The following is a 22,649-nucleotide window of genomic DNA, read 5'->3' as shown; positions in this document are numbered from 1 at the left end:
GTTGTGAGGGATTTCGCTAACTATCAGCTGCGTATAAACATCATGTTGAGTATTTGAAAATGCTGTTGGCGCTGCGCGACACAATGCCGCGCACATTTACAGGCAGGATCAGGCAACAACCCCGCTGTTTTGCCCTTTCAAACCCCACCGCTTGCCTGTAAAAAAGGTCATTCCCCTCCCCACTCAAGGACCTTCCCCATGCTCTATCGCCCTCTTGGCCAAAGCGGCCTGCAGGTTTCAGCCCTGACCCTGGGCAGCATGATGTTCGGCGAGCAGACCAGCGCCGAGGATTCGCTGCGGATCATCGACAAGGCCTGGGATCAGGGCGTCAACTTTGTCGATACCGCCGACGTCTACAACGGCGGGCGCTCGGAGCAGATCGTTGGCGAGGCGGTGGCGCGCAACCGGCAGGACTGGGTGGTTGCCTCCAAAGCGGGATTCGGTGCAGTGGACGGCTTGCCCAACCGCAGCGGGCTGTCGCGCAAACATCTGTTCAATGCCATCGAAGCCAGCCTGACGCGCATGGGCACCGATTACCTGGACGTCTACTACCTGCACCGCGAAGACCATAGCGCGCCGCTGGAAGAAACCGTGCGGGCCATCGGTGATCTGCTGCAACAGGGCAAGATCCGTTACTGGGGCGTGTCCAATTTCCGCGGCTGGCGCATCGCCGAGATCTGCAACGTGGCCGAGCGCCTGGGTGTGGCCAAGCCGGTTGTGAGCCAACCGCTGTACAACATCGTCAACCGCCAGGCCGAACCTGAGCAGTTGACTGCTGCGGGTTATCACGGGCTCGGCGTGGTGCCGTTCAGCCCATTGGCGCGGGGCGTGCTCAGCGGCAAGTACGCACCGGGTTCCGAGCCTGACGCCGGTAGCCGCGCCGGGCGCCAGGACAAGCGCATCATGGAAGTGGAGTGGCGTCAGGAGTCACTGACCATCGCGCGCAAGATCCAGGCCTACTGCGAGGGCAAAGGCGTCGGTATCGTCGAGTTCGCGATTGCCTGGGTGCTGAACAATCGGCTGGTCAGCTCGGCCATCGTCGGGCCGCGCACCGAAGCGCAGTGGGACACCTATGCCGGGGCACTGCAGGTGAAGATCACCGCCGAAGATGAAGCCTTCATCGATGCGCTGGTGACCCCAGGCCACGCCTCGACTCCAGGCTTCAACGATGTAGCCCACTTTGTCAGCGGCCGCCTGGCACGCTAACAAAGCCGCTAACTGGCCGCTGTCCCCCGTAGGAGCGGCCTTGTGTCGCGAAAGGGCTGCGTAGCGGCCCCATGATTATGCAGCACCGCAAATAGCCGGGCCCGCTGCGCGCGCCTTTCGCGACACAAGGCCGCTCCTACATGCCGCTTGACGACCCAAGCAGGTGGCTGATCGCGGTCTTGAGCTTCATCGGCCGCACCGGTTTGTGCATCAGGGTGTGGCCAAGCAGGCGCACCTGCTGCTTGAGCTCGTTGCTGTAATTGGCGGTGATCATCAGCACCGGTATGGCCCGGTCGCGGCAGGCGTTGATCGCCGCTACCGCCTCGATGCCGGTGCGGTCATGGTCCAGGTGATAATCGGCGATCAACAGGTCGACCCGCGCCCGTGGCAGGGCGACCTGACGCTGCAGGTCCGCTTCACTGGCCGCCGTGGTGACCTTGCAGCCCCACTGTTCGAGCAAGCTGCGCATGCCGGCGCAGATCGCCCCGTCGTTATCCAGCACCCAGATCCGCGCGCCCTGCAGCGATTGCAGGTGAGGCATGTCCTGCTGCAACGCTGAGCCTTTGCTCACAGGACGCTGGCAGCACGGGACTTCGACCGAGAATACCGAACCTTTGCCGGGCACCGAGCGCAGCTGGATGGGATGCCCGAGGATGCCGGCGATCTTGTCGACAATCGCCAGGCCCAGCCCCAGGCCGCGATCCTGGTCCGGCCGCTGCGCCTCGCCGCGCTTGAACTCCTGGAACACTTCGCGGCACTTGTCCGCTGCGATGCCGATGCCGGTATCCCACACCTCGATCAACACCTTGTCGCCGCGCCGCCTGCAACCGAGCACGATCCGCCCGCTGGGGGTGTAGCGCACGGCGTTGCTGAGCAGGTTGCGCAGGATCCGCGCCAATAGCTGCATATCACTGCGCACGCGCAAGCGGCTCGGCACGTAGTCAAGGCGCAGACCTTCGCTGGCGGCTACGGTAGCGTGCTCGGCCGCGAGGTTGTCGAGCAGGTCGCTCAGGGCAAAACTGGCGACATCGGCGCGGATCACCCCGGCGTCGAGCTTGGAGATATCCACCAGCGTGCCGAGCAGGCTCTCGACGCCATCCAGGGCGTTGCTGACGTTGTGGATCAACGGGCCTGCGCCAGGCTGTTCGAGCAAGGCACTGGTAAACAGCCGGGCGGCATTCAGCGGCTGCAACAGGTCATGGCTGACTGCGGCGAGAAATTTGGTTTTCGACAGCGTGGCCTGCTCGGCATCGGCCTTGGCATCGCGCAGGCTGGCTTCCATACGGCGGCGCTGGTCAATCTCGCCCAGCAGTTGGCGATTGAGGCTGGTCAGTTCGGCGGTGCGCTCGTGCACGCGCAGTTCCAGGTGCTGATAGGCCTGATGCAGCGCTTCGGCATGGGCGTAGCGCTCGGTGATATCGGTGAAGGTGTTGACGAAACCGCCTGTGGGCAATGGATGCGTACGAATTTCCAGCATGCGCCCGTCGAACAGACGCTGCTCCAACTCCGGCAGCGGCTGGTCGTGGTCGTCGCGGCTGGCGGGCGTCAGCAAGGCCAGCTCGCTGTCGGCAATCACGTCGGCAAACTGCCGATGGCTGGCAATCGGTGCCAGGCCACTGACCTCGAGAAAGCGTCGGTTCCACAGCTCCAGCACGCCCTCGGCGTTGACCATGGCCAGGCCCTGCGACAGGTTGTCGACCGCCCGCTGCAGCAGGAACGACTTATGCGCCAGGGCCTGCTCGCGGCGGTGGTTCTCACGCAGCTTGACCCGGGTGACGTCGGTGAAAAGCATCACCCGGCCACCATCGCGGGTCGGCCGTTCGCTGACCTGTAACCAGCGCTCGTTGCGCAGCCGATACAACGGTTGCTCGTCGCTGCTGGCACGGGGTTCTTCGCGCAGCAGGTTGTGCATCAGCCGTTTCACCTCGACCAGCTGCATACCGCTGGCCACGCGCAATCGGCTGTTGGCCCAGAGCGCCTTGAAGCGCCGGTTGAACAGCACCACGCGCAGGTCGGCATCGAACAGCACGAACGCATCGGAAATACTCTCGATGGCATCCACCAGCCGCTGGTGGGCAGTTTCGGCGCGCTGATGCGCGTCGCTGAGCAACAGGTGGCTGGCCTTGAGTTCGACCAATACCTGGTTCAAGGCATCAGTGCGCTCGCGCACCTGCTCGGCCAACACCACCGAATGCTGGAACGCGGCAAAGGCATCGTCCGGTCGCGCCGCACCGGACTCCAGCCGCTCGATCAACGCTGCATTGATGCGCTTGAGCTTGTGGTTGTCGCGTTGCAGCTGGCTGATCTGCTCAGCCGGCGATGCGCTCGCGCGGCTGTCCGATGGCAACGCCGGTGAAGGTTTGGTTGATATGCATGCCATTGAACTGCTCCCCATAGGTGTTGAAGCCCAGCACCTGCTGGCTGCGCAACAACGCGCTGACCTCGGCCACAGCAGCGCCCTCGCTCTCCAGCTCGAGGCGGCGCAGTACGCAGTCGCAGCCGATGGTCAGCAGCAACGGCCCGAGGCGCTGGCGCAGGCCCTCGAACAACGATTGCAGGTTGGCCAGCAGCGGACCGGGGCGCATTGCGGTGAGGACGATGCCGTTCTCCACCGCGCAGTAGAAGCTCAGGCTGCCATCCTCATGTACCTGCTGAATGGCCCGCACGTAGTGGTTCTGGTTGATCCGCAGCGCCAGTGGGTGCGCCGCAAACAGCCGATGATCGAGCGCACCCACGGGTACACCGATCAACTGGGCGTATTCAGCGGCTGCCGGCTCGGCGTTCAGCTCATAGACCCGGCGTAACTGACGGTCGGCGCGGGTCACTACCAGTTTCTCGCTGCGCGGCTGAATGTGATCGGCGCTGAACACCTCGAACTCCAGCCAGGTATTGACCAGCAACAAAACCGCAGCACCGCTGTGGAAGGCACCGTTGTAATACACATGTGTGCGGCTGAGGTGATTGTCATCACCTGCCGAACCGCCGAACTGCGGGATATCGCCCAGCGCCGCTGCCAAGGCAGCCAGCACCACCTCTTCCCGGCTGGACAGGCCGTCGAACAGGGTCAAGGCAAAGCTGTGCGCCTTGATCGGTGCCAGGCTGTTGCGTCGGCAGTCTTCGACCAGCTGGGCAACCAGCGCCTGCGCGTCGAGCAGGCTGAAACCGGGTACCGCTTCCACCAGGCCAGCGGCGATGGAGAAGTAGCGCCGGTCGAAACCGACCGCGGTGATACAACCGCGCGCATAGCCCTCCGGGGTCAGTTCGCCGGCGCTGGTGCAGCCGGCCAGCCCCACCGCCGGAAATTGCGCCTGTAGCGCAGCCGCCAATGCCGGCAGATCGTATTCGGCAGAGCAGAAAAACAGCACAAAGCCTAGCTCGGCATGCCGCAGTTGATCAGCCAGCTCACCGGCTGCCTGAGTAGCACAGGTAGCCCGCGACAGTGCGCTGAAGACGCCTTCGCTCATAAGTCGAATTCCGAGAGAGATACAGCCATGGCCGCAGGATAGGCAAGCCTGCGGCTCAGCCGAATGCTACTTGGGTAGGGGGTCGGGGTGGCATTGGTTGTACGCGGCCCTCGCGCTAAATACCAAGGGCTGCGGCCAGACGTTGCAGGCCGGCGATAAGCGCCAGATGCAGCGGATAGAACGCATAACCCCAGCGCCCGACCCGCGGTACCTGCCAGCGTTCCTGACGCGCCAGCCACAGGCCTATTGGCAACGACATTGCTGCGGTGCTCAGGATGACCAGAGCGATGGGTTGCAACGGATGCGCACGTAACCAACTGTTGGTCACGTTGCCCGCCACCGCCAACGCACACGGCAGCAGCCAGCCGGCGCCGCCGTAGCGCCTGGCGATCAGTATCGCGGCGGGGAGCAGGACGCCAGGCAAGCCGTACATCAGGTGATCACTGAACAGCGCTGCAGTCAGCGCAGCGCTCAAGCCGAGCAGGCAGGCCAGCGCCTGTCGATGGTGTATTGCCCAAGCCAGCAACAACCCGAGCGTCAGGGTCGGGATCACGTTTAGCGTCTGCGAACCGGTGTCCAGCCAGCGGTACGGGCCTTCGGACAGCACGCCAAATACCAGCAGCCAACCGAGATAGCGCGCCGCGCTGCGGCTGGGCCACATAGCCGGGTCGCTGCGCCCGACGTTGATTGCCAACGCCAGGCAGAACAACGGAAATGCCAGCCGGCCGATGACGAACAAACCGTCGGCAGCTGGCCATAGGTAACGCAGGTGGTCGGCGACCATGGTCACGATCGCCGTCCACTTGACCAAATCCAGCCCGGCCGAGCGCACGGTTATTGCCCGGACTCGCTGCTCACCATTGGCTGCAGGTACTTGGCGGTCCATGCCGCCAACGGCAGCGGCGGTTGTTGATGAATGATGCGGCGCCAGATCAAACCAAGGTCTTCCAGGTTGAACATCGAGTTGGCCGATGTGCCCGACCAGGCTGTTGGCGTGCCGACGCTCCACTGGCCAGTGCTGTCGCGGCTGGCCATCTGGAAGCGGAACGTGTAGTTGCCGGGAATGCCCATGCGCAGGTCGGTCACCACCAAGGCATCACCGACCTCGTCGTAACGCAGCCAGTCTCCCGTGAACCAGCGCAGACGCGCGTGCAGTGGGTCATCACCAAGGCGCTTGGCTGCCTCGAGGTTGCGCGAATGGCGCAGCATTTCCGGCGGCTCGCGATCGAACACGCTGCTGACGCCCTCGAAGTAATGGCCGTCCGCGGTTTTCGCGAGCACCCGCCAGACCAGGCTGTTAAAGGCGATAGGCACGGCACGCACTTCGGTCACTGCTACGCCTTGCTGATCCAGAGCAGCCGCAAAGCGCTGCTCGGCATGCATACGCGCGCCCAGGCCAAAACCGAGGTAGGCCGTACTGAACAGCAATGCGCAGGTCATCAGCGCAATCGCCCTGCCCTGCATGCCGCGAATCGCCGCGAACAGCACAGTAAACAACAGCGGCAAGGTGTACACCGGATCAATGATGAACACCGCCGCCCAACTTTCCGGGATCAGTTGCAACGGCCAGAACAACTGGGTGCCGTACACGGTGAAGGCATCGAGTACCGGATGCGTGATCAGCACCAGCCAGAACGCGGCGAACAGCCTTGGCCAGCGATAGCCGCGCTCCGGCCAGTATTTATGGCCAAGCCAGGTCACCAACCAGGCCAACAACAGGGCCAGGCCGGTGAGCACGAACAGTGAATGCGAGAAACCACGGTGAAAGGTCATCTGCGACACCGGATCGGCATAGCGGATGATCACGTCGAGGTCTGGCAAGGTGCCCAGGGCGGCGCCGTAGAGCAATGCCCGGCGGCCTTGAATACGGCCTAGCACCGTGCCTTGCAGCGCTGCGCCGAGCACCGCTTGAGTGAGTGAGTCCAAGGGTCAGGTTTCCACAAAAAAGTCTGTTGGCAACCTACCTGCATCGCCGGTTATTGTGCAAACGCTATCGCCGCAGCGCAGCGTTTGCAGCGGGCTGGCAACTCAGCCATCTGTGAGCGGCGCGGGGCTCACAGCAACTGCCAGGTGTAGGCCAGAATCAGCCGGTTTTCGTCGATATCGCTGCGATAATTCGAGCGCGCCACCGCGTTTCTGACACGAATACCCAAACCCTTGAACACCCCGCTCTGCACCGCATAACCAATATCCAGATCGCGCTCGCGGTCCTTGCCCTCGAAGCCGCGGCCGGTATCGACATTGTTGCCGGTTATGTAGCGCACCGTCGCGGTCAGGCCAGGGATGCCCATGGCGGCAAAGTTGTAGTCATAGCGCGCTTGATAGGAGCGCTCATCGGTGTAGGCAAACTCATAGGTGGGCACCTCGTTGCCCAGCGGGGTGATATTGGCGAATACCCGTGGAAACGGGCTTTCGCCATAGATGCCCTGATAGCCGACGTGAAAGCTATGTCCGCCATGCCGGGCTGTCAGCAACGAGAAGAACGCCTGGTTGTCGATCTGGCCAAGCAAGGCATCGCCGTCCTCGCGGGCAGTGAAATAACCCAGGTTGGCGCTGAGCACCCAGTCGCCGAACGGCTTGCTGTGCTTGAGGCCGACAAAGCCCTGCTGGTAGATGTCTTCGAGCTGGCCATACCACAGGCTGGCGCTGGTCTGATTGTCGTTGAAGACATAGTCACCGCCCAGGTAATTGAACGCGTCACTCGCGACCTGGCGCATCGGCAAATGGCCAAGCATGGCGTTGAGTTTGTCATCCCCGCCTTCGTTGCGCAGGTGCGTCGAAGACAAATGCCCAGCCTGCACGGTCAGCCCGTTGATCTCGGCGGAGTTGAGGCTGACGCCCTGATAGGTGGGTGGCAGCAGGCGAATGTCGCTGAAGGTCAGCACCGGCAGGTTCGGCTGCAGCTCGCCAACGCGCAGCTCGGTTTGCGATACGCGTGCTTTGAAGGTGCCAGCCAGGCGACTGTAATCGCTTGCCGCACGCCCGTCGCCATACACTGGCAACAGTCCGCTGTTGACCCGGTCCGGACTGCTATCGAGGCGAATCCCGAGCAAGCCCAGTGCATCGACGCCGAAACCGATCGGGCCAGGGGTGTAGCCGGACTTGAACTCGAGGATGAAGCCCTGGGCCCACTCCTCGGCCTTGGACTGCTGGTTGGCGCCGACGATGTCAGAGAAATCCCGGCTGAAATAGTAGTTGCGAGCACTGAGGCTGGCTTTGGCGTCTTCGAAAAAGCCGCTTTCAGCAGCCAGCAGGGGTTGGCTGAGCAAGGTTATGCCCAGGGCGACACAGGGGTTAGGGTTCATCGCGAAGCTCTCTTGATCTTGTTTTTATGGATGGATCGCTACTACGGTTTTGCACTACGGATTTTCAGGGGTTACGGCGCAAGGCATCCCCCGCCTGCGGCCGCCGCAAACGCAGCAAGGCATGCGCACAGAGGCCGAACAGCAAGCCCCAGAACGCCGCCGACAAGCCCAGGAAGGCAACACCGGAGGCCGTCACCAGAAAGGTGAACAACCCGGCATCACGCTCGCTCGGTTCGGCCAGGCTGCGGGCCAGTGCCTCGCTGATCGCGCCATACAAGGCGAGCCCCGCCAGGGCGGCAATCAATGCAGCAGGAAAAGCGGCAAACAACGACATCAGGGTCGCGCCGGCGATGCCCAGCAGCAGATACAAGCCACTGCCGGCCAATGCCGCGATGTAGCGTCGACGCGGGTCTTCGTGAGCTTCGCGGCCGGTGCACAGGCTGGCCGTCACGGCGGCGAGGTTGAGTCCGTGGCAGCCGAACGGCGCCAACAGCATGCCGCCCAGGGCACTGGCACTGATCAACGGGCTTGCCGGCGTCTGGTAACCAGCATTGCGCAGCACGGCCATGCCCGGCATGAACTGCCCGGTCAGGGCCACCAGCACCAGCGGCAAGGCCAGGCTGAACATTGCCGACAGGCTGAATTGCGGGGTGATCAACTGCGCGGTAGCAAACTCCAGAACCAACGCCTCACTGCGCAGCTGGCCGCTGAGCACTGTGATCGACGCGCCAACGGCCAACACCGCCGCCACCGCATAGCGGGGCTGCAAGCGCCGCATCAGCACATAAGTGATGAACATAGCCACGACCAGCGTCGGTTGCACCGGCAAGGCGCGAAACACTTCAACGCCAAAGCTGAACAGAATGCCGGCCTGCATGCCTGCCGCAATCGAGCCCGGCAGCCGTGCGATCAAGCCGTCGAACGCACCACTCAGGCCAATCAACAGCAAGATCAGATTGGCCACCAGATAGGCGCCGACCGCTTGCTCGAGACCAATCTGCGGCAGCGCAGTCACCAGCAGTGCCGAGCCTGGAATCGACCAGGCGATAACTACCGGCACCCGATAACGCAGGGTCAATACCGCGCCAAGCACGGCGCTGCCCATCGACACGGCCCACACCCACGACGACAATTGGCCGTGGGACAGGCCCGCAGCCTCGGCAGCATGGAAGATGATCACCAGCGGGCCGGCGTAGGAAATCATCGTCGCCAGCAGGCCGGCGACGATGGCAGACAACGAACAATCCTTGATCAGGTCTTTCATGGGACCTCTGGCCAGACCGGGGCCGGACGGGATGTCCGGCATGGGTTGTTCAAGCAACATCAAGTGAGGGCGATTACGCCTGCTGCAATGCCCGCGGCCGACCGCTGCGTTGCTCGGCCTCGCTGTCCGGCGCGCGCTGCAGCTGGAAGTCGAAGCGCAGCTCGGCATAGCGCCCGCTCACGCCCCGCGTGCCGTCTTCGCGCATCTGCACTTCGCCGACCAGGCCGTCACGGGTGGCGTAGGCGAAGTCGTCCCACAGGTACTTGTCGCCAGCCAGGTTGATCTGCGTGGTCAGGTGCCGATAGCCCGGCGCCGAGATGAAGAAGTGGATGTGCGCCGGGCGTTGGCCATGCCGGCCGAGCAGGTCCAGGCACTCCTGGGTTGGGCCTTGCGGGTCACAGCCGTAACCCGATGGCACGATCGAGCGCGCGCGGTAATAGCCCTCGGCATCGGTGACGATGCGCCGACGCAAGTTGTATTCGGACTGGCTTTGGTCGAAGAACGAGTATGTGCCACGGGTGTTGGCATGCCACAGGTCAACCGTGGCGCCGGGCACAGGCTGGCCAGCCGGATCGAGGACCTGGCCTTCGAGGAACATCACCGTGGCTACGCCCTCCTCGCTGCCATCGTCCATGCGCACCTGGCCCGCGGCAATCGGCGCGCCGGCGACATACAATGGCCCTTCGATGGTGCGCGGAGTGCCACCGGCAAGGCCGACGGCGGTGTCCTTGGCGTCCTGCAACAGGTCGAGGAAGTGCTCGATACCCAGGCCCGCGACCAGCAACCCGGCCTCACCACGACCGCCCAGGCGATTGAGGTAGTCAACGGCGTGCCAGAACTCGTTCTCGCTGATCTCAAGGTCCTCGATCAGGCGCGCGCTGTCCTGCAGGACGCGCAGGATGATCTGCTTGAGCCGAGGGCTGCCTTCATCGTTACCAAACCCTGCGGCTTGTTCGAAGAACTTGGTCAGTTCGTCAGTGTGGGAAATTTTCACGGTCATGTTTGCTTACCTCTAATAATTGTTCTTGGGTGAGTCAGGCTCGATCAACGGTCGTCGCTGTGGACTGACGAGGGATGCCGGCACAGGCCGGTCACTTCGATGGCCATATACGGGAACAGCGGCAACTGCATCAGGGTGTCGTGCAGCGCCTCGACACTGGGCACGTCGAACACGCTGTAGTTGGCGTAGTGCCCGGCAATGCGCCACAGGTGACGCCAGGTGCCGTCGCGTTGCAGGCGTTGGGCCAGCTGCTTTTCGTCAGTCTTGAGCTGGGCGGCCCGGGCCGGGTCCATGTCAACGGGCAGGTTCACGGTCATCTTCACGTGGAACAGCATGGGTTTCTCCTTGGGTAAGGTCGCAATCAGCGCCGGGCGAAACGCGCCAGGCGGGTTTCATCCAGGTTCAGGCCCAATCCGGGCGTGCGTGGTACATGCAGTTGGAAGTCGCTGTAGCGCAGCGGCTGCTCGACGATGTCTTCGGTCAGCAGCAGCGGCCCGAACAACTCGGTGCCCCAGGTCAGCTGGCGCAGGGTCAAAAAGGCGTGGGCCGAGGCCAGGGTGCCGACCGCGCCTTCGAGCATGGTGCCGCCGTACAGGGCGATGCCGGCGGCTTCGGCGATCTGCGCGGTACGCAGCACGGCGCGAGGGCCGCCGTTTTTGGCGATCTTCAAAGCGAACACGCTGGCAGCGCCGTCGGCGGCGAGGCTGAAGGCGTCTTCCACGCTTTCGATCGACTCGTCGGCCATGATCGGCGCCGGGCTGCGCTGGTTAAGACGGACTTGCCCGCTGCGGTTGATCCGCGCTATTGGCTGCTCGATCAGGTCGATGCCGTTGTCGCCAAGCACCTGGCAGGCACGCAAGGCTTGCGACTCATCCCAGTACTGATTGACGTCGACGCGCACGCTGGCGCGCTCGCCCAGCTCACGCTTGATTGCCACCACATGGCGCAGGTCCTGCTCCAGCGGGTTGGCGCCGATCTTCAGCTTGAACAGCCGATGGCGGCGGATCTCCAGCATGTGCTCGGCTTCAGCGATGTCGCGGGCGGTGTCGCCACTGGCGAGGGTCCAGGCCACTTCGAGGCTGTCGCGCACCCGGCCACCGAGCAGCTCGCTGACCGCCAGGCCCAGGCGTTTGCCCTGCGCGTCGAGCAAGGCACTTTCGATGCCCGACTTGGCGAAGGTGTTGCCCTTGGCCAGCTTGTCCAGCTTGAGCATGGCGGCATTGATGTTGTCGGCTGGCAGGCCGACCAGCGCCGGGGCCAGGTGCGCGTCGATGTTGGCCTTGATCCCTTCCGGGCTCTCGTAGCCGTAGGCCAGGCCACCGATGGTGGTCGCTTCGCCAATGCCTTCGACGCCGTCGCTGCAGCGCAGGCGCAGCACCACCAAGGTCTGCTGCTGCATGGTGTGCATCGCCAGCTTGTGCGGGCGAATGGTCGGCAGGTCGACGATGATCGCCTCCAGCCGGTCGATAGTCGGGCTTGTCATGCAAGGCCTCCAGTTGCGTCAGTCAAAGGGTTACGCCTGCGCCAGCGCGGCCAGGCCGTGGCGCCGGCTGCTGGCCAGGTGCACGGCCATGGCCAGCGCGGCAACCGCGCCGGGGATGGCAAAGGCGATGAAGTTGAGTTGCAGCGGCAGGTTGATGCCCATCAGCGCGCCGCCCAGCAGCGGGCCGACGATGGCGCCGTTGCGGCCGATACCGGAGGCCCAACCAAGGCCGGTCGAGCGCATCGACAGGCCATAGAGCTGGGCCGCGCCGGCATACAGCAGGATTTGTGTGCCGATGGTGGTGGCGCCGGCAATGAAGATCAGCAAGTACAGCACGGGCATCGGGCTGTTCACCCCAAGCAGGCTGATCGACAGCGCCGCGGCGACAAAGAAAGCGATCTTGACCTTGACCAGGTTGTAGCGATCACCCAGCCAGCCGCCGAGAATTGCCCCGGCCATGCCGCCGAAGTTCAGTGCCAGCAGGAACGACAGGCTTGAACCCAGGCTATAGCCGGCGTTGGCCATCAGTTTCGGCAGCCACGAGCTGAGCGCGTAGACCATCAGCAGGCAGCAGAAAAACGCCAGCCACAGGGCCAGGGTGCGCACTGCCAGGCCGTCACGAAACAGCTCCAGCACCGAAGCGCCCTTGCCTTTGCGCTCGCTCGCCTGCAACACATCGTCGGCCTGCACGTCGCAGTCCGGATCAAGCCGTTTGAGCAGGGCACGGGCTTCGTCGCTACGGCCCTGGCGCACCAGAAAACCAATCGACTCGGGCAGGTAGTAGAGGATCACCGGCAACAACAGCAACGGCAGCGCTGCGGCAAAGAACATCGACTCCCAACCAAAGCGCGGCAGCAAGAAGATGCCGACACCTGCCGAAAGCATGCCGCCCAGCGAGTAACCGCTGAACATGATCGCCACCAGCGTGCTGCGCAGGCGTTTGGGTGCGTACTCGTTCATCAACGCCACGGCATTGGGCATCAAGCCGCCGCAGCCGAGCCCGGCGATGAAGCGGTAGATGCCGAACTCGCTGGGGCTGCTGGCAAAGCCATTGAGGATGGTCGCGCCGGAGAACAACGCGAAACAGATGGCGATGCCCTTCTTGCGCCCGATCCGGTCCGCCAGGCTACCGAACAGCAGCGCACCGAACATCATGCCGAACAGCGCGTAGCTGCCCAGCGCGCCGGCTTGCAGCGGGGTCAGGCCCCACTCCTTCATGATTACCGGCAGCACTACGCCATAGATGAACAGGTCGTAGCCGTCGAATACCAGCAGCAGGCCGCACCAGGCCATGACCATCCAGTGGAACGGTGAAAAGCGCGCGTTATCAATGATCGGGTGAACATCCAGGGTTCGCATGGCATCGGTCTCTGTTGTTTTTGTTGTGAGAGGTAAACGCAGGCTGGGCGACTGTCAGCCGAGGTCGCCGCCGCCGACCGGCAGGGTCACGCCGGTGATGTAAGAGGCCTCGTCGGAGGCGAGAAAGAGGATCGCGTTGACCTGTTCGTCAATGCTCGCGTAGCGCTTCATCAGGCTGCTGTCCAACGTCTGGGCAACGATCTGCTGGTACCAGGCCTTGTCCTGCTCGCTCTGCGCATCGCTGTTGCGCGGCACCCGCCGGGGTGGCGCTTCGGTGCCGCCGGGCGCAGTGGCGTTGACCCGAATGCCGCGCTCGGCGGTCTCGAAGGCCAGGCAGGCGGTGAGTGCGTTAACGCCGCCCTTGGCTGCGCCATAGGGCACGCGGTTGATGCTGCGGGTGGCAATCGACGACACGTTGACGATGGCGCCGACACCACGCTCGAGCATGTACGGCAGCGCTGCGTGGCAGCACCACAGGGTCGGGAACAGCGAACGGCGCACTTCGGCCTCGATCTGTTCCGGCTCATAGTGCTCGAACGGCTTGGCCCAGATGGTCCCGCCGACGTTGTTGACGAGGATGTCGATCCGGCCAAAGCGCTCGACCGCGCTGGCCATGACCCGGGCGCACTCGGCGTGCTGCTCGAGGTCGGCAATCAGCGTCAGCGTGCCCTCGCCGGCCAGTTCATGAACCAGCTCGGAGCGGTCTACGGCTACCACTTGCGCGCCTTCGGCCTTGAGCCGCCAGCACACGCCGCGGCCAATGCCTTGGGCCGCGCCGGTGACCAGCGCGACCTTGCCTTGGAATCTGTTGCTCATCTCTGCTCTCCCCAGCGCCGCCTTCGTCTGCGCGCGGCGACGCTGCTGCCATTGGCAATAAAAAAGAGGCCAGCCGCACCCGCACGATGCGGCCAGCCCCCAAGGAAACTCAGGCCGCGGCGGCGAACTTCTCGTAATAGAAGTTGGCCGGGGTGATGCCTTGTTCGCGGATGTACTGGCTGACCGCCTCGACCATCGGCGGCGGGCCGCACAGGTACACGTCGACATCGCCGTTGTTCAGGTGCGCCGGTTCGATGTGCTGGGTGACGTAGCCCTTTTGCGGGTACTTACTGTCGGGGTTGGCAACGCAGGCGCTGTAGGTGAAGTTGCTGATGCGCGCAGCCAGCGCCTGCAGGCGGTCGAGCTCGACCAGGTCGAAATCGTTGGTCACGCCGTAGATCAGGTGCAGTGGATGCGCGCTGCCGACTTCGGCGATCTTTTCCAGCATCGCCGTGAACGGCGCCAGGCCGGTGCCGCCGGCCAGCAGCAACAACGGCCGCTGGATCGGGCGCAGGTAGAAGCTACCCAGCGGGCCGGCCAGGCTCATGCTGTCGCCGGCCTTGGCCAGACTGGTAAGGAAGCTGCTCATCAGGCCGCCGGGAACGTTGCGGATGAGGAAGCTGACCTCGCCATCCTTGGGCAACGAACTGAACGAATACGCGCGGCTCTGACCGCTGCCCGGCACCTGCAGGTTGACGTACTGGCCTGGCAAGAAGGCCAGGCTGCTCAGCGCTTCACCCTTGATCGACAGGGCAATGGTGCTGGCCGACAGCTGGCGCACATCGCTGATCTCGGCCTGGAAATTGCCCTGCTCGGCTTTGCACAGCTGCGACGATGCCGGGATGCGCAGCACGCAGTCGGATTCGGCGCGCATCTGGCAGGTCAGCACGTAACCCTGGCTGATTTCTTCTGCGCTGAGGGCGTCTTCGATGAAGTCCTCACCCAGCGCATAGCTGCCCGCCTCGGCCTTGCACTTGCAGGTGCCGCAGGCGCCGTCACGGCAGTCCAGGGGGATGTTGATGCCTTGCCGATAGGCCGCATCGGCAACGGTTTCGTGGCCTTCGGCATTGATGAAGCGGGTGATTCCGTCTTCAAAATTCAGTGCGATCTGGAAGCTCATGTTGCACCTCGCGGACGAGCCTGCCCGCAGCGCGCCCTGCGGCACGCTGCTCAGTACTCGTCTTGACCAGAAGTCAGATGTGGTAGATGTCGATGACCTGGCGAACGTAGTCGTTCTTCAGCACCACTTTCTTGGCCTTGATCAGCGGCTGCGCGCCGCGCAGGTCAAGGGTGTAGAAGCTGCTGCCGAAATAACTGTCGGTGGTCTTGTAGCGAAAGCTCAGGGTGTGCCAGTTGAAGCGCACCTGACACTGCTCGCCACTGTGCTCGACAATCTCGATATTGCTCAGGTTGTGCGAGGTGCGGGTATCCGGAACTGTGGCACTTGAGCGCTCGGTCTGGATGCGGAACACGCGGTCCTCCAGCCCTCCTCGGTTGCCGTACCAGATCAGGGAAATCTCGCTTTGCGGGTCTTCGGTGAGCTGGTCGTTGTCATCCCAGGATGGCATCCAGAAGGTCGCATCGCTGGCATACAGCTCCAGCCACTGCTCCCACTGGCCATCGTCGAGGTAGCGCGCTTCGCGGTAGAGGAAGTCGCGCACGGTGTCGTACAAAGCGCTCATCGCACGGCCTCCACTGGGATCAGTTGCGGCTCCTGCTCGAGTGCCTTGAGCATGGTCTCCTGCCAATACTTGTGCTGTAGCACGAACAGGCCTTCATCTTCGGTGCGCACGCCTGACAGCAACGGTTTGAGCTCGATCTCGCGGGCGGCCTCGTCGGCCCCTTCGACCCAATGCTCGGCGCCGCGCGACATGTCGTTCCAGCCAGTGCCGCCGCCGTAGCCGGTCTGGCACGAGCGGAACTCTTCGAGGTCATCCGGGGTGGCCATGCCACTGACGTTGAAGAAGTCTTCGTACTGGCGGATGCGCTTGGCGCGGGCCTCGCTGCTCTCGCCCTTGGGTGCGATGCAGTAGATGGTGATTTCGGTCTTGTTCACCGAAATTGGCCGGGCGATGCGGATCTGCGAGCTGAACTGGTCCATCAGGTACACGTTCGGGTACAGGCACAGGTTGCGCGAGTTCTCGATCATCCAGTCGGCACGGGCCTGGCCGAAATCTGCCGCCAGTTGCTCGCGGCGCTCGTAGGCCGGGCGGTCTTCCGGGTTGGCCCAGCGCGTCCACAGCAACAGGTGGCCGTGGTCGAACGAGTAGAAGCCGCCGCCCTGTTTGGCCCAGGCACCGGCGCTCATGGTCTTGATCTCGGCAGCGCTTTCGCGTTGCTTGCGCTGGTTCTGGGTAGCGGCGTAGTTCCAGTGCACCGAGCTCACGTGGTAGCCGTCGGCGCCGTTTTCGGCAGTGAGCTTCCAGTTGCCTTCGTAGATGTAGGAGCTGGAGCCACGCAGCACTTCCAGGCCCTCGGGCGACTGGTCGACGATCATGTCGATGATCTTGGCCGATTCGCCCAAGTGCTCGAGCAGCGGTTTCACATCGGCATTGAGGCTGCCGAAGAGGAAGCCGCGGTACGACTCGAAGCGCGCCACCTTGGTCAGGTCGTGCGAGCCGTCGCAGTTGAAGCTGGCTGGGTAACCGGCATTACTCGGGTCTTTGACTTTGAGCAGCTTGCCGCTGTTATTGAAGGTCCAGCCATGGAATGGGCAGGTGTAGCTGGCACGGTTACCGCGTTTGTGCCGGCAGAGCATCGCCCCGCGGTGGCTGCAGGCATTGAGGAAGGCGTTCAGCTGGCCGTCCTTGTTGCGCGCGATGAACACCGGCTGGCGGCCCATGGTCAGCGACAGGAAGTCGTTCTTTTCAGGGATCTGGCTTTCGTGGGCCAGGTAGATCCAGTTACCTTCGAAGATGTGTTTCATCTCCAGGTCAAACAGGCGCGGGTCGGTGAACATCTCCCGCTTACAGCGGTAGACGCCCGATTCCCGGTCGTCCTCGAGCATGGCATTGAGGTAGTCGAATCCCAGGAACATGGCCAGGGTCTCCATTGTTATTGTTCAGGCCAGGTCAGGTTAGGACGAGCGCGGCGGGGGCAATATCCGGATTGTGCAGAGTGCTATCCGTTTTCTGCAGGCTTGCTGGAGGGGGCTGAGGATGTGGCGCCAGGGCGGCGCCAGCGGAGGTTCAGGTGCGGCGCTTGAAGGTTTCCGAAGGCAATTCGGCGAATTGCTGGCGGTAGCTCTCGGCAAAGCGGCCCAGGTGCATGAAGCCGTAATCCATCGCCAGCTCGGTTACGCTGCGCACCGAGCAGCTCGGGTCAGCCAGACACTCGTGCAGGCGCTGCAGCTTGCGCTGGCGTACATACTGCTTGGGCGTGGTGCCCAGATGCCGATCGAACAGCGCATACAACGAGCGCAGGCTCATGCAGGCCTGCTCGGCCAACGCCTCCGCCGGCAGCTCAAGCTTGAGGTTGCGTTCGATGTAATCGAGGATGCGCTCCAGGCTGGCGCCCGGCGCGCCGAGGTTCTCCCGCTGGACATTGGTGCTCATCAAGGTCAGCAGCTTGCTGGCGACGATCTGGCTGTAGTGGCCCTGCACCCGCGGCAACGAGTCACTAACCTCCGCCTCATGGCAGACCATACCCAGCAGGTTGACGAAGCCGTCCAGCTCATCCAGCCGGTAATGATTGCGCAAAAACCGCACGCCACCGCTGGGCCGCTGCCAACGCTGCTCGTCGCAGATCGATTCGAGCAACCGGGTCGGCACCTTGAGGATGAATTTTTCGCAGTCTTCCGAGTAGGTCAGGTCGACCGGATCATCCGGGTTGATCAACAGCAATTCGCCCGGCACCAGGTGGTGCTCGCGCTGTGGCCCGCGCCACAGGCAATTGCCGTGCAGCAACACCTGCAGGTGGTAGATCGTTTCAAGCGCTGGCGAAGTAACCCGCACGCTGCCGCCATAACTGATGCGGCACAGGTCCAGCTCGGCCAGTTTGCGGTGGCTGAGGCTGGCTTGCGGATGGGTGGTGCGCGACAGGCCGATGCAGTGCTGGCCTACATGCCGGTTGACGTAATCGGAGACGGCATACGGATCAGCGTGGTGAAACACACTGCTACGCTCGCTCAACAGGCGGTTTTCCATAGGCAAGGCACTCGGCTCATTCTTGTTATCGTCGCCGCTTCCTACTGCCTCAACGGCGAGTGGTCGCGGTCGTACACGCTCAGTCTATCGGGCCGGTCGCCGGGTACAGCAGGCAAGCGACAACCGGTGGCTTGGCTACACACTACGCAATGCAAGGGCTGCCAGGCAATGCGACCTCAGTAACGGCCGGGCGAACAGCGCGCTCTTGCGGCCAACATTTGTCCGATTATCGAACGCAGGGGATAGGCGCAGGCTCTAGATCAGTCTTCGCCTAGGGTTGATAGCCCTTTTTACTGACACAGCTTGCAATCATCCGACTACACCGCTCGGTTACTTTCCTTACACCGCAATCGGCGCTTCTGCTAAAAACGCCTGCATGCCCTCTTCTCTTTTGCTTCACCTCAAACGTCGCTGGCTCAGCTGGCTGTGCATGGCCGTGCTCCTGATCGGCCTGCCGGCCGGCTGCAGCGTACTGCAACACAAGGAGCGCGAGCTGGTGTTTCGCATCGAGCCCGGCCAGGCCAGCTGGTTCCGTGGCTTGCCCGCAGGTGTGCAAGAACTCGACCTGCGCCCGCGCAGCTTCACCGCCAACCAGAGCCTGCATGCCTGGTGGTGGCCAGCCCAGCGCGCCGATGCACCGGCCATCCTCTACCTGCACGGCGCGCGCTGGAACCTCACCGGCCAGCTGTTTCGCATCGAGCAACTGCATGCCATGGGTTACTCGGTGCTGGCCGTGGACTACCGCGGTTTCGGCCAGAGCCGCGGCGACCTGCCGTCCGAGGCGACCGTCTATGAAGATGCGCAGGTGGCCTGGGAGCGCTTTGCCCAGCTGCAACCGGACCGCAACAAGCGGCTGATCTTCGGCCACTCGCTCGGCGGCGCGGTGGCTGTGGAGCTTGCGGCCGAGCTGAGCCGCCAGGCGCAAAAAGACGGCAGCCCGAGCGCGGCGCGCGGCTTGATCCTGGAATCGACCTTCACTTCGCTCGGCGATGTTGCGGCAGTGGTAGCCGATACCGCCCTGCCAGTGCGCTGGCTGCTGTCGCAAAAATTCGATTCGATCGACAAGATCGACCAGGTCGGCATGCCAGTACTGCTGGTGCACGGCCAGAACGACCGCTACGTGCCGCCACGCTTCAGCCAGCAATTGTACGAGGCCGCGCAGCAGCCCAAGACCCTGCTGCTGGTGCCTGGTGCCAGCCATAACAACAGCATGAGCCTGGCCGGTCCGCGTTATCGCCAGGCGATCAAGGCACTGCTCTAGCGCGGCCTATTGCACCGGCAGGAAGTTCATCAGCAACAAGCTCTGCGCGTAGTTCAAGCCAATCCGCCGGTAGCGTTCATCGAGCATCTGCGCCAACAGGTCGAGCCGGGCGACGATCTTGCCGAACTCGACCGCGAAGCTGAGGTTGCTGCCCTCTTCGGAAATCTCGTTGGAGAACAGCAACAGTACGCCATTGGCGTCCTGACGCTGGCTGAGCATCCAGGTGGCTTTTTCGATGTTGCGCGCGGCGTTGTTGACGAACAGCGGGTCGATCGCATCGGTCATGTAGAACTCGCTGCGTCCACCGTGGGCGGTGATCAGCATACTGCCGATGGCATAGATGAAGGCGCCGACCCGATCGCCGCGAAATTCCGGGCTCAAGGCGTAGCTGAGGGCTGCCAGATCGCGCCGCTGACCAAGCTGCGGCAGCGGCTGGCGTTGCTCGATGGCCAGGCGGATCTGCCGCTCGGCGGTAGCGGCGTCAAGGTAGCCGGACTGCTTCCACTGGTTGGGATTGCGTGCGTACAGCTTGTTCATCAGCAGGTACAGGCTTTGCAGGTTGTCGCGCATCGCCAGGGTGGCCATGCGGTCGACACTGGTCTGGAACAGCTCGCTGGGTTTGCCATCACTGAACTGGCTGACGATATCGCGGCCCTGTTGCTCGGTGCACGCGCACAGCAGGGTCAGGGCGCCGGCCAGCAGCAGGCGGGGGCAGGTTCGCAGTACGGGGACAAGCATCGGCACCGGGGTCTTGATCAACGACGGGGCCGGGGATCGGCTCTGCCTGACCAGACATAGAGCGCGAAATGGCGAAAAAGTGCAGTTGCGCAGGCCAGCCAGGCCTGCGCAACGGTATTGCAGGGACTCAGCCGGTCACATGGCGTGACGCAGCAACTCGATCATTTGCGCATGCAACGCAGGGTCACCGCAGGCCACGACACAGCCGCCGTTCTGCGCCGAGCTGCCATCCCAGGCGCTGATCACCCCGCCCGCCCCTTCGATGATCGGCATCAACGCCTGCACGTCATACGGCTGCAGGCTGGCCTCGACGATCACATCGACAAAGCCACTGGCGAGCATGCAATAGGCGTAGCAGTCGCCGCCGTAGCGCATCAGCCGCGCCTGGCCGGCAACGGCTTCAAAGGCGGCCTTGCGCGCCTCGCTATCGAACATGTCCGGCGTGGTGCACATCAGGGTGGCTGAGGCCAAATCGCTGCAGGCACGGGTCTTCAGCGGCGTGCTGCCGAGCCAGGCTCCCTCTGGGGTACCGATGAAGCGCTCGCCGGTAAACGGCTGGTTCATCACCCCGACCACCGGCTTGGTGCCGTCGTTGAGCGCGATCAACGTGCCCCACAGCGGCAGCCCGGTGATGAAGGCGCGGGTGCCATCGATCGGATCAAGCACCCAGGTCAGCGGGCTGCTGCCAACCGCCACGCCCTGCTCTTCACCAAGGATGCCGTGGCTTGGATAGCGTTCCTGAATCAGCGAGCGCATGGCGTCTTCGGCGGCCTTGTCGGCCACGGTCACCGGGTCGTACAGGCGCCCGCCCTTGTCCTCGACCGCCAGGTTGGCGCGAAAATACGGCTGGATCGCAGCCGCAGCGGCCTGCGCCAACTGCTCGGCAAATGCACGGTATTCGCCGATCTGTTCAGCGTTCAAGGTCATGGTGGCGGGCCTCTGGCAACGATAGGGGTTGGCATCATACCCGAGCCTGCCGGGTGATGGCGTACCGCCTTGCGTGCGCCAGTGATGCTGGGGTTAAGGTAGTCTAGCGGCCAGACCGATTCCTCATTTGCCACGGGACACCCTCAGGATGCCATGTACCGTAACCGCTCTGGTACTCGCCGCCGGGCATAGCCGCCGGTTTGGCAGTGACAAACGCCAGCACCTGCTGAGCAGCGGCCAGACCCTGCTGCAGACCAGCCTGCAACTGCCGTGCGCGCAGTTGGGCGAAGTCTGGCTGGCGCTGCGTGACGACGACCCTGCCCCGGTCGGCATGGCTGATAACGTGCGCATCCTGCAATCGAGCAGCAGCCGGCTTGGACTTGGCCACAGCATCGCTACCAGCGTCGCGCAGATCAGTACCGCGTCCAATGCTCAGGGCTTGCTGGTGATGCTGGGTGACATGCCGTTCATCCAGCCCGCCACCCTCGCCGCGCTGCTGGCCAAGGCGGACCGTCGCCTGATCATCCGCCCGACGTATCAAAGCAAGCCCGGCCACCCGGTGCTGTTCGGTCGCGCCTGGTGGCCGCAGTTGTGCACCCTGACCGGCGATGAAGGCGCCCGCAGCGTGCTGCTGGGCAATCCGCAGGCGGTGCGCAATATTGAATTGGGTGATCCTGGGGTGTTGCTGGATATCGACCGGCCGGGTGATGTGCCCAGCCGGGATAAACACTAGGCAGCGCTTGCCAGCACCCGCCGCTCCTCCAGCAGCTTGATAAACATACTCAAGCTGCGCGACACAGTACCGCGCCGCCACACCAGCCAGGTCTGCAAGTACCGAAAGTCTTCCGACAACGGCCAAACGCTGACCGTGCTCAAGCCCGGCATGCTGTCGAGCATGCTGCGCGGCATCAACGCCAGGCCGGCACCAGCACTGACGCACGCAAGCATGCCGTGATAGGACTCCATCTCATGGATTTTGCCGGGCACGGCCTGATCCTGGACAAACCAGTTCTCGAAATGATGGCGGTACGAGCAGTTGGCGCGAAAGGCGTAGATGCTCTCGCCGTTGACGTCGCGGGCGCGGCTGATTGCGGCATGGTTGAGTGGCGCAATCACTACCATCTCTTCATCGAACACGGCCATGCCTTCCAGCGTTGGGTGCAGTACCGGGCCATCGACGAAGGCTGCGACCAGGCGGCCGGACAGCACACCTTCGAGCATGGTCCCCGAGGGCCCGGTCGACAGGTCCAGATCGACCTTGGGAAAGCGCTGGTTATAACTGGCCAGCAAGGCCGGGATGCGCACGGCGGCGGTGCTTTCCAGCGAACCCAGGGCGAACGTGCCCTGCGGATCTTCGCCGGCCACGGTCAGCCGCGCTTCGTGGACCAGGTCGAGAATGCGCCGGGTGTACTCGAGAAAATTCCAGCCCGCCGGTGACAGGCGCAGGCGGCTTTTCTCGCGGATGAACAGCTCGACACCGAGGTCTTCCTCAAGCTGCTTGATCCGCGTGGTGAGGTTCGACGGCACGCGGTGAATCTGCTGGGCAGCGGCGCTGATGCTGCCGTGCTCTGCCACTGCCTTGAAAATTTCCAGTTGCACCAGATCCACAGTCATTCTCCAAACGTGAACGTTGCGCTCATTATTATTCAGTTTTCAATACGGTTGCACGCCACTAGTCTGA

General features: G+C 63.4%; 21 protein-coding genes. 3 read left to right on the top strand and 18 right to left on the bottom strand.

The annotated features are described in order from the left end of the window. Positions 1-198 precede the first annotated feature (198 nt). On the top strand, positions 199-1,206 hold the full coding sequence (locus tag M2396_RS05275; RefSeq protein WP_259073590.1) for an aldo/keto reductase: 1,008 nt from the start codon (positions 199-201) through the stop codon (positions 1,204-1,206). A 136-nt stretch (positions 1,207-1,342) separates the two neighbouring features. Here M2396_RS05275 and M2396_RS05270 read toward each other — a convergent pair whose 3' ends face one another. The 15 genes from M2396_RS05270 to M2396_RS05200 all read right to left on the bottom strand — a co-directional run bounded on the left by M2396_RS05270 (position 1,343) and on the right by M2396_RS05200 (position 18,042). Continuing rightward, positions 1,343-3,586: a NahK/ErcS family hybrid sensor histidine kinase/response regulator gene (locus M2396_RS05270; protein WP_259073588.1), complete on the bottom strand. Its 2,244-nt coding sequence runs from the start codon at positions 3,584-3,586 to the stop codon at positions 1,343-1,345. Continuing rightward, a complete protein-coding gene (gene nosP, locus M2396_RS05265) occupies positions 3,516-4,670 on the bottom strand; it encodes a nitric oxide-sensing protein NosP (protein ID WP_259073586.1) in 1,155 nt (384 codons plus the stop codon). Before nosP ends, M2396_RS05270 begins: the two co-directional genes overlap by 71 nt. Before the next feature lie 115 nt (positions 4,671-4,785). Then, the gene (locus M2396_RS05260) at positions 4,786-5,556 is read right to left on the bottom strand and encodes a conjugal transfer protein TraX (RefSeq protein WP_259073583.1); all 771 of its coding nucleotides are present in this window, start codon (positions 5,554-5,556) and stop codon (positions 4,786-4,788) included. Continuing rightward, a complete protein-coding gene (locus tag M2396_RS05255) occupies positions 5,505-6,596 on the bottom strand; it encodes a metal-dependent hydrolase (RefSeq protein ID WP_259073582.1) in 1,092 nt (363 codons plus the stop codon). The genes M2396_RS05260 and M2396_RS05255 overlap by 52 nt, the downstream gene beginning before the upstream one ends. A 128-nt stretch (positions 6,597-6,724) precedes the next feature. Next, positions 6,725-7,975, bottom strand: coding sequence for an OprD family porin (locus M2396_RS05250; protein ID WP_259073580.1), 1,251 nt, complete (start codon positions 7,973-7,975; stop codon positions 6,725-6,727). A gap of 64 nt (positions 7,976-8,039) precedes the next feature. Next, positions 8,040-9,239: a benzoate/H(+) symporter BenE family transporter gene (locus tag M2396_RS05245; protein WP_259073578.1), complete on the bottom strand. Its 1,200-nt coding sequence runs from the start codon at positions 9,237-9,239 to the stop codon at positions 8,040-8,042. 73 nt (positions 9,240-9,312) lie between these two features. After that, complete coding sequence (gene catA / locus M2396_RS05240; RefSeq protein ID WP_101319525.1) at positions 9,313-10,239, bottom strand: catechol 1,2-dioxygenase; 927 nt, start codon at positions 10,237-10,239, stop codon at positions 9,313-9,315. 44 nt (positions 10,240-10,283) lie between these two features. Continuing rightward, positions 10,284-10,574, bottom strand: a complete 291-nt coding sequence (gene catC / locus M2396_RS05235) for a muconolactone Delta-isomerase (RefSeq protein WP_259073574.1) — start codon at positions 10,572-10,574, stop codon at positions 10,284-10,286. A gap of 26 nt (positions 10,575-10,600) precedes the next feature. Beyond that, positions 10,601-11,722: a muconate cycloisomerase family protein gene (locus tag M2396_RS05230; RefSeq protein ID WP_186698013.1), complete on the bottom strand. Its 1,122-nt coding sequence runs from the start codon at positions 11,720-11,722 to the stop codon at positions 10,601-10,603. Between the two features lie 30 nt (positions 11,723-11,752). Further along, positions 11,753-13,081 carry an aromatic acid/H+ symport family MFS transporter gene (locus M2396_RS05225; RefSeq protein WP_101319531.1) on the bottom strand — a complete coding sequence of 443 codons (1,329 nt, stop codon included), beginning with the start codon at positions 13,079-13,081 and terminating at the stop codon, positions 11,753-11,755. A gap of 54 nt (positions 13,082-13,135) precedes the next feature. Further along, entirely contained in the window at positions 13,136-13,897 is a 762-nt protein-coding gene (locus M2396_RS05220) for a 1,6-dihydroxycyclohexa-2,4-diene-1-carboxylate dehydrogenase (protein WP_181087962.1), read from the bottom strand. A 109-nt stretch (positions 13,898-14,006) separates the two neighbouring features. Continuing rightward, positions 14,007-15,017 (bottom strand): benzoate 1,2-dioxygenase electron transfer component BenC, encoded by a 1,011-nt coding sequence (gene benC, locus M2396_RS05215; RefSeq protein WP_101319536.1) that lies wholly within the window; start codon positions 15,015-15,017, stop codon positions 14,007-14,009. A gap of 73 nt (positions 15,018-15,090) precedes the next feature. After that, positions 15,091-15,579, bottom strand: a complete 489-nt coding sequence (gene benB / locus M2396_RS05210; RefSeq protein WP_101319538.1) for a benzoate 1,2-dioxygenase small subunit — start codon at positions 15,577-15,579, stop codon at positions 15,091-15,093. After that, positions 15,576-16,934 carry a benzoate 1,2-dioxygenase large subunit gene (benA, locus tag M2396_RS05205; protein ID WP_101323026.1) on the bottom strand — a complete coding sequence of 453 codons (1,359 nt, stop codon included), beginning with the start codon at positions 16,932-16,934 and terminating at the stop codon, positions 15,576-15,578. Before benA ends, benB begins: the two co-directional genes overlap by 4 nt. 151 nt (positions 16,935-17,085) lie before the next feature. Next, positions 17,086-18,042 (bottom strand): AraC family transcriptional regulator, encoded by a 957-nt coding sequence (locus M2396_RS05200; RefSeq protein ID WP_101319540.1) that lies wholly within the window; start codon positions 18,040-18,042, stop codon positions 17,086-17,088. 376 nt (positions 18,043-18,418) lie between these two features. Here M2396_RS05200 and M2396_RS05195 point away from each other — a divergent pair, with 376 nt between their 5' ends. Then, complete coding sequence (locus M2396_RS05195; protein ID WP_259073564.1) at positions 18,419-19,303, top strand: alpha/beta hydrolase; 885 nt, start codon at positions 18,419-18,421, stop codon at positions 19,301-19,303. 6 nt (positions 19,304-19,309) lie between these two features. On the opposite strand, the gene M2396_RS05190 is transcribed toward M2396_RS05195, so the two are convergent. Both M2396_RS05190 and hisN read right to left on the bottom strand, forming a co-directional pair. After that, a complete protein-coding gene (locus M2396_RS05190; protein ID WP_101323027.1) occupies positions 19,310-20,041 on the bottom strand; it encodes a hypothetical protein in 732 nt (243 codons plus the stop codon). Between the two features lie 135 nt (positions 20,042-20,176). Further along, positions 20,177-20,968, bottom strand: a complete 792-nt coding sequence (hisN, locus tag M2396_RS05185) for a histidinol-phosphatase (RefSeq protein WP_150571671.1) — start codon at positions 20,966-20,968, stop codon at positions 20,177-20,179. Positions 20,969-21,116: 148 nt separating this feature from the next. Between hisN and M2396_RS05180 the strand changes: the two genes are divergently transcribed. Next, entirely contained in the window at positions 21,117-21,701 is a 585-nt protein-coding gene (locus tag M2396_RS05180; RefSeq protein ID WP_259073559.1) for an NTP transferase domain-containing protein, read from the top strand. Here M2396_RS05180 and ptrR read toward each other — a convergent pair. After that, positions 21,698-22,576 (bottom strand): putrescine utilization regulator PtrR, encoded by an 879-nt coding sequence (gene ptrR, locus M2396_RS05175; RefSeq protein ID WP_207074213.1) that lies wholly within the window; start codon positions 22,574-22,576, stop codon positions 21,698-21,700. The two genes, M2396_RS05180 and ptrR, sit on opposite strands and share 4 nt — an antisense overlap. Positions 22,577-22,649 lie beyond the last annotated feature (73 nt).

It is taken from the genome of Pseudomonas sp. BIGb0278, assembly GCF_024809895.1.
Lineage (GTDB): Bacteria > Pseudomonadota > Gammaproteobacteria > Pseudomonadales > Pseudomonadaceae > Aquipseudomonas > Aquipseudomonas shirazensis.
The sequence above is the reverse complement of the archived record's forward strand: the minus strand, read 5'-3'. Positions and strand labels throughout refer to the sequence as shown.

Bases quoted from the DNA above. Each gene is read 5' to 3' on its own strand.
- catA (WP_101319525.1), bottom strand. From the start codon at position 10,239: ATGACCGTGAAAATTTCCCACACTGACGAACTGACCAAGTTCTTCGAA.
- M2396_RS05260 (WP_259073583.1), bottom strand. From the start codon at position 5,556: ATGGACCGCCAAGTACCTGCAGCCAATGGTGAGCAGCGAGTCCGGGCA.
- hisN (WP_150571671.1), bottom strand. From the start codon at position 20,968: ATGACCTTGAACGCTGAACAGATCGGCGAATACCGTGCATTTGCCGAG.
- M2396_RS05270 (WP_259073588.1), bottom strand. From the start codon at position 3,586: ATGGCATGCATATCAACCAAACCTTCACCGGCGTTGCCATCGGACAGC.
- M2396_RS05220 (WP_181087962.1), bottom strand. From the start codon at position 13,897: ATGAGCAACAGATTCCAAGGCAAGGTCGCGCTGGTCACCGGCGCGGCC.
- M2396_RS05230 (WP_186698013.1), bottom strand. From the start codon at position 11,722: ATGACAAGCCCGACTATCGACCGGCTGGAGGCGATCATCGTCGACCTG.
- M2396_RS05225 (WP_101319531.1), bottom strand. From the start codon at position 13,081: ATGCGAACCCTGGATGTTCACCCGATCATTGATAACGCGCGCTTTTCA.
- M2396_RS05180 (WP_259073559.1), top strand. From the start codon at position 21,117: ATGCCATGTACCGTAACCGCTCTGGTACTCGCCGCCGGGCATAGCCGC.
- M2396_RS05190 (WP_101323027.1), bottom strand. From the start codon at position 20,041: ATGCTTGTCCCCGTACTGCGAACCTGCCCCCGCCTGCTGCTGGCCGGC.
- M2396_RS05200 (WP_101319540.1), bottom strand. From the start codon at position 18,042: ATGGAAAACCGCCTGTTGAGCGAGCGTAGCAGTGTGTTTCACCACGCT.
- benC (WP_101319536.1), bottom strand. From the start codon at position 15,017: ATGAGCTTCCAGATCGCACTGAATTTTGAAGACGGAATCACCCGCTTC.
- nosP (WP_259073586.1), bottom strand. From the start codon at position 4,670: ATGAGCGAAGGCGTCTTCAGCGCACTGTCGCGGGCTACCTGTGCTACT.
- catC (WP_259073574.1), bottom strand. From the start codon at position 10,574: ATGCTGTTCCACGTGAAGATGACCGTGAACCTGCCCGTTGACATGGAC.
- benB (WP_101319538.1), bottom strand. From the start codon at position 15,579: ATGAGCGCTTTGTACGACACCGTGCGCGACTTCCTCTACCGCGAAGCG.
- M2396_RS05245 (WP_259073578.1), bottom strand. From the start codon at position 9,239: ATGAAAGACCTGATCAAGGATTGTTCGTTGTCTGCCATCGTCGCCGGC.
- M2396_RS05250 (WP_259073580.1), bottom strand. From the start codon at position 7,975: ATGAACCCTAACCCCTGTGTCGCCCTGGGCATAACCTTGCTCAGCCAA.
- M2396_RS05275 (WP_259073590.1), top strand. From the start codon at position 199: ATGCTCTATCGCCCTCTTGGCCAAAGCGGCCTGCAGGTTTCAGCCCTG.
- M2396_RS05195 (WP_259073564.1), top strand. From the start codon at position 18,419: ATGCCCTCTTCTCTTTTGCTTCACCTCAAACGTCGCTGGCTCAGCTGG.
- benA (WP_101323026.1), bottom strand. From the start codon at position 16,934: ATGTTCCTGGGATTCGACTACCTCAATGCCATGCTCGAGGACGACCGG.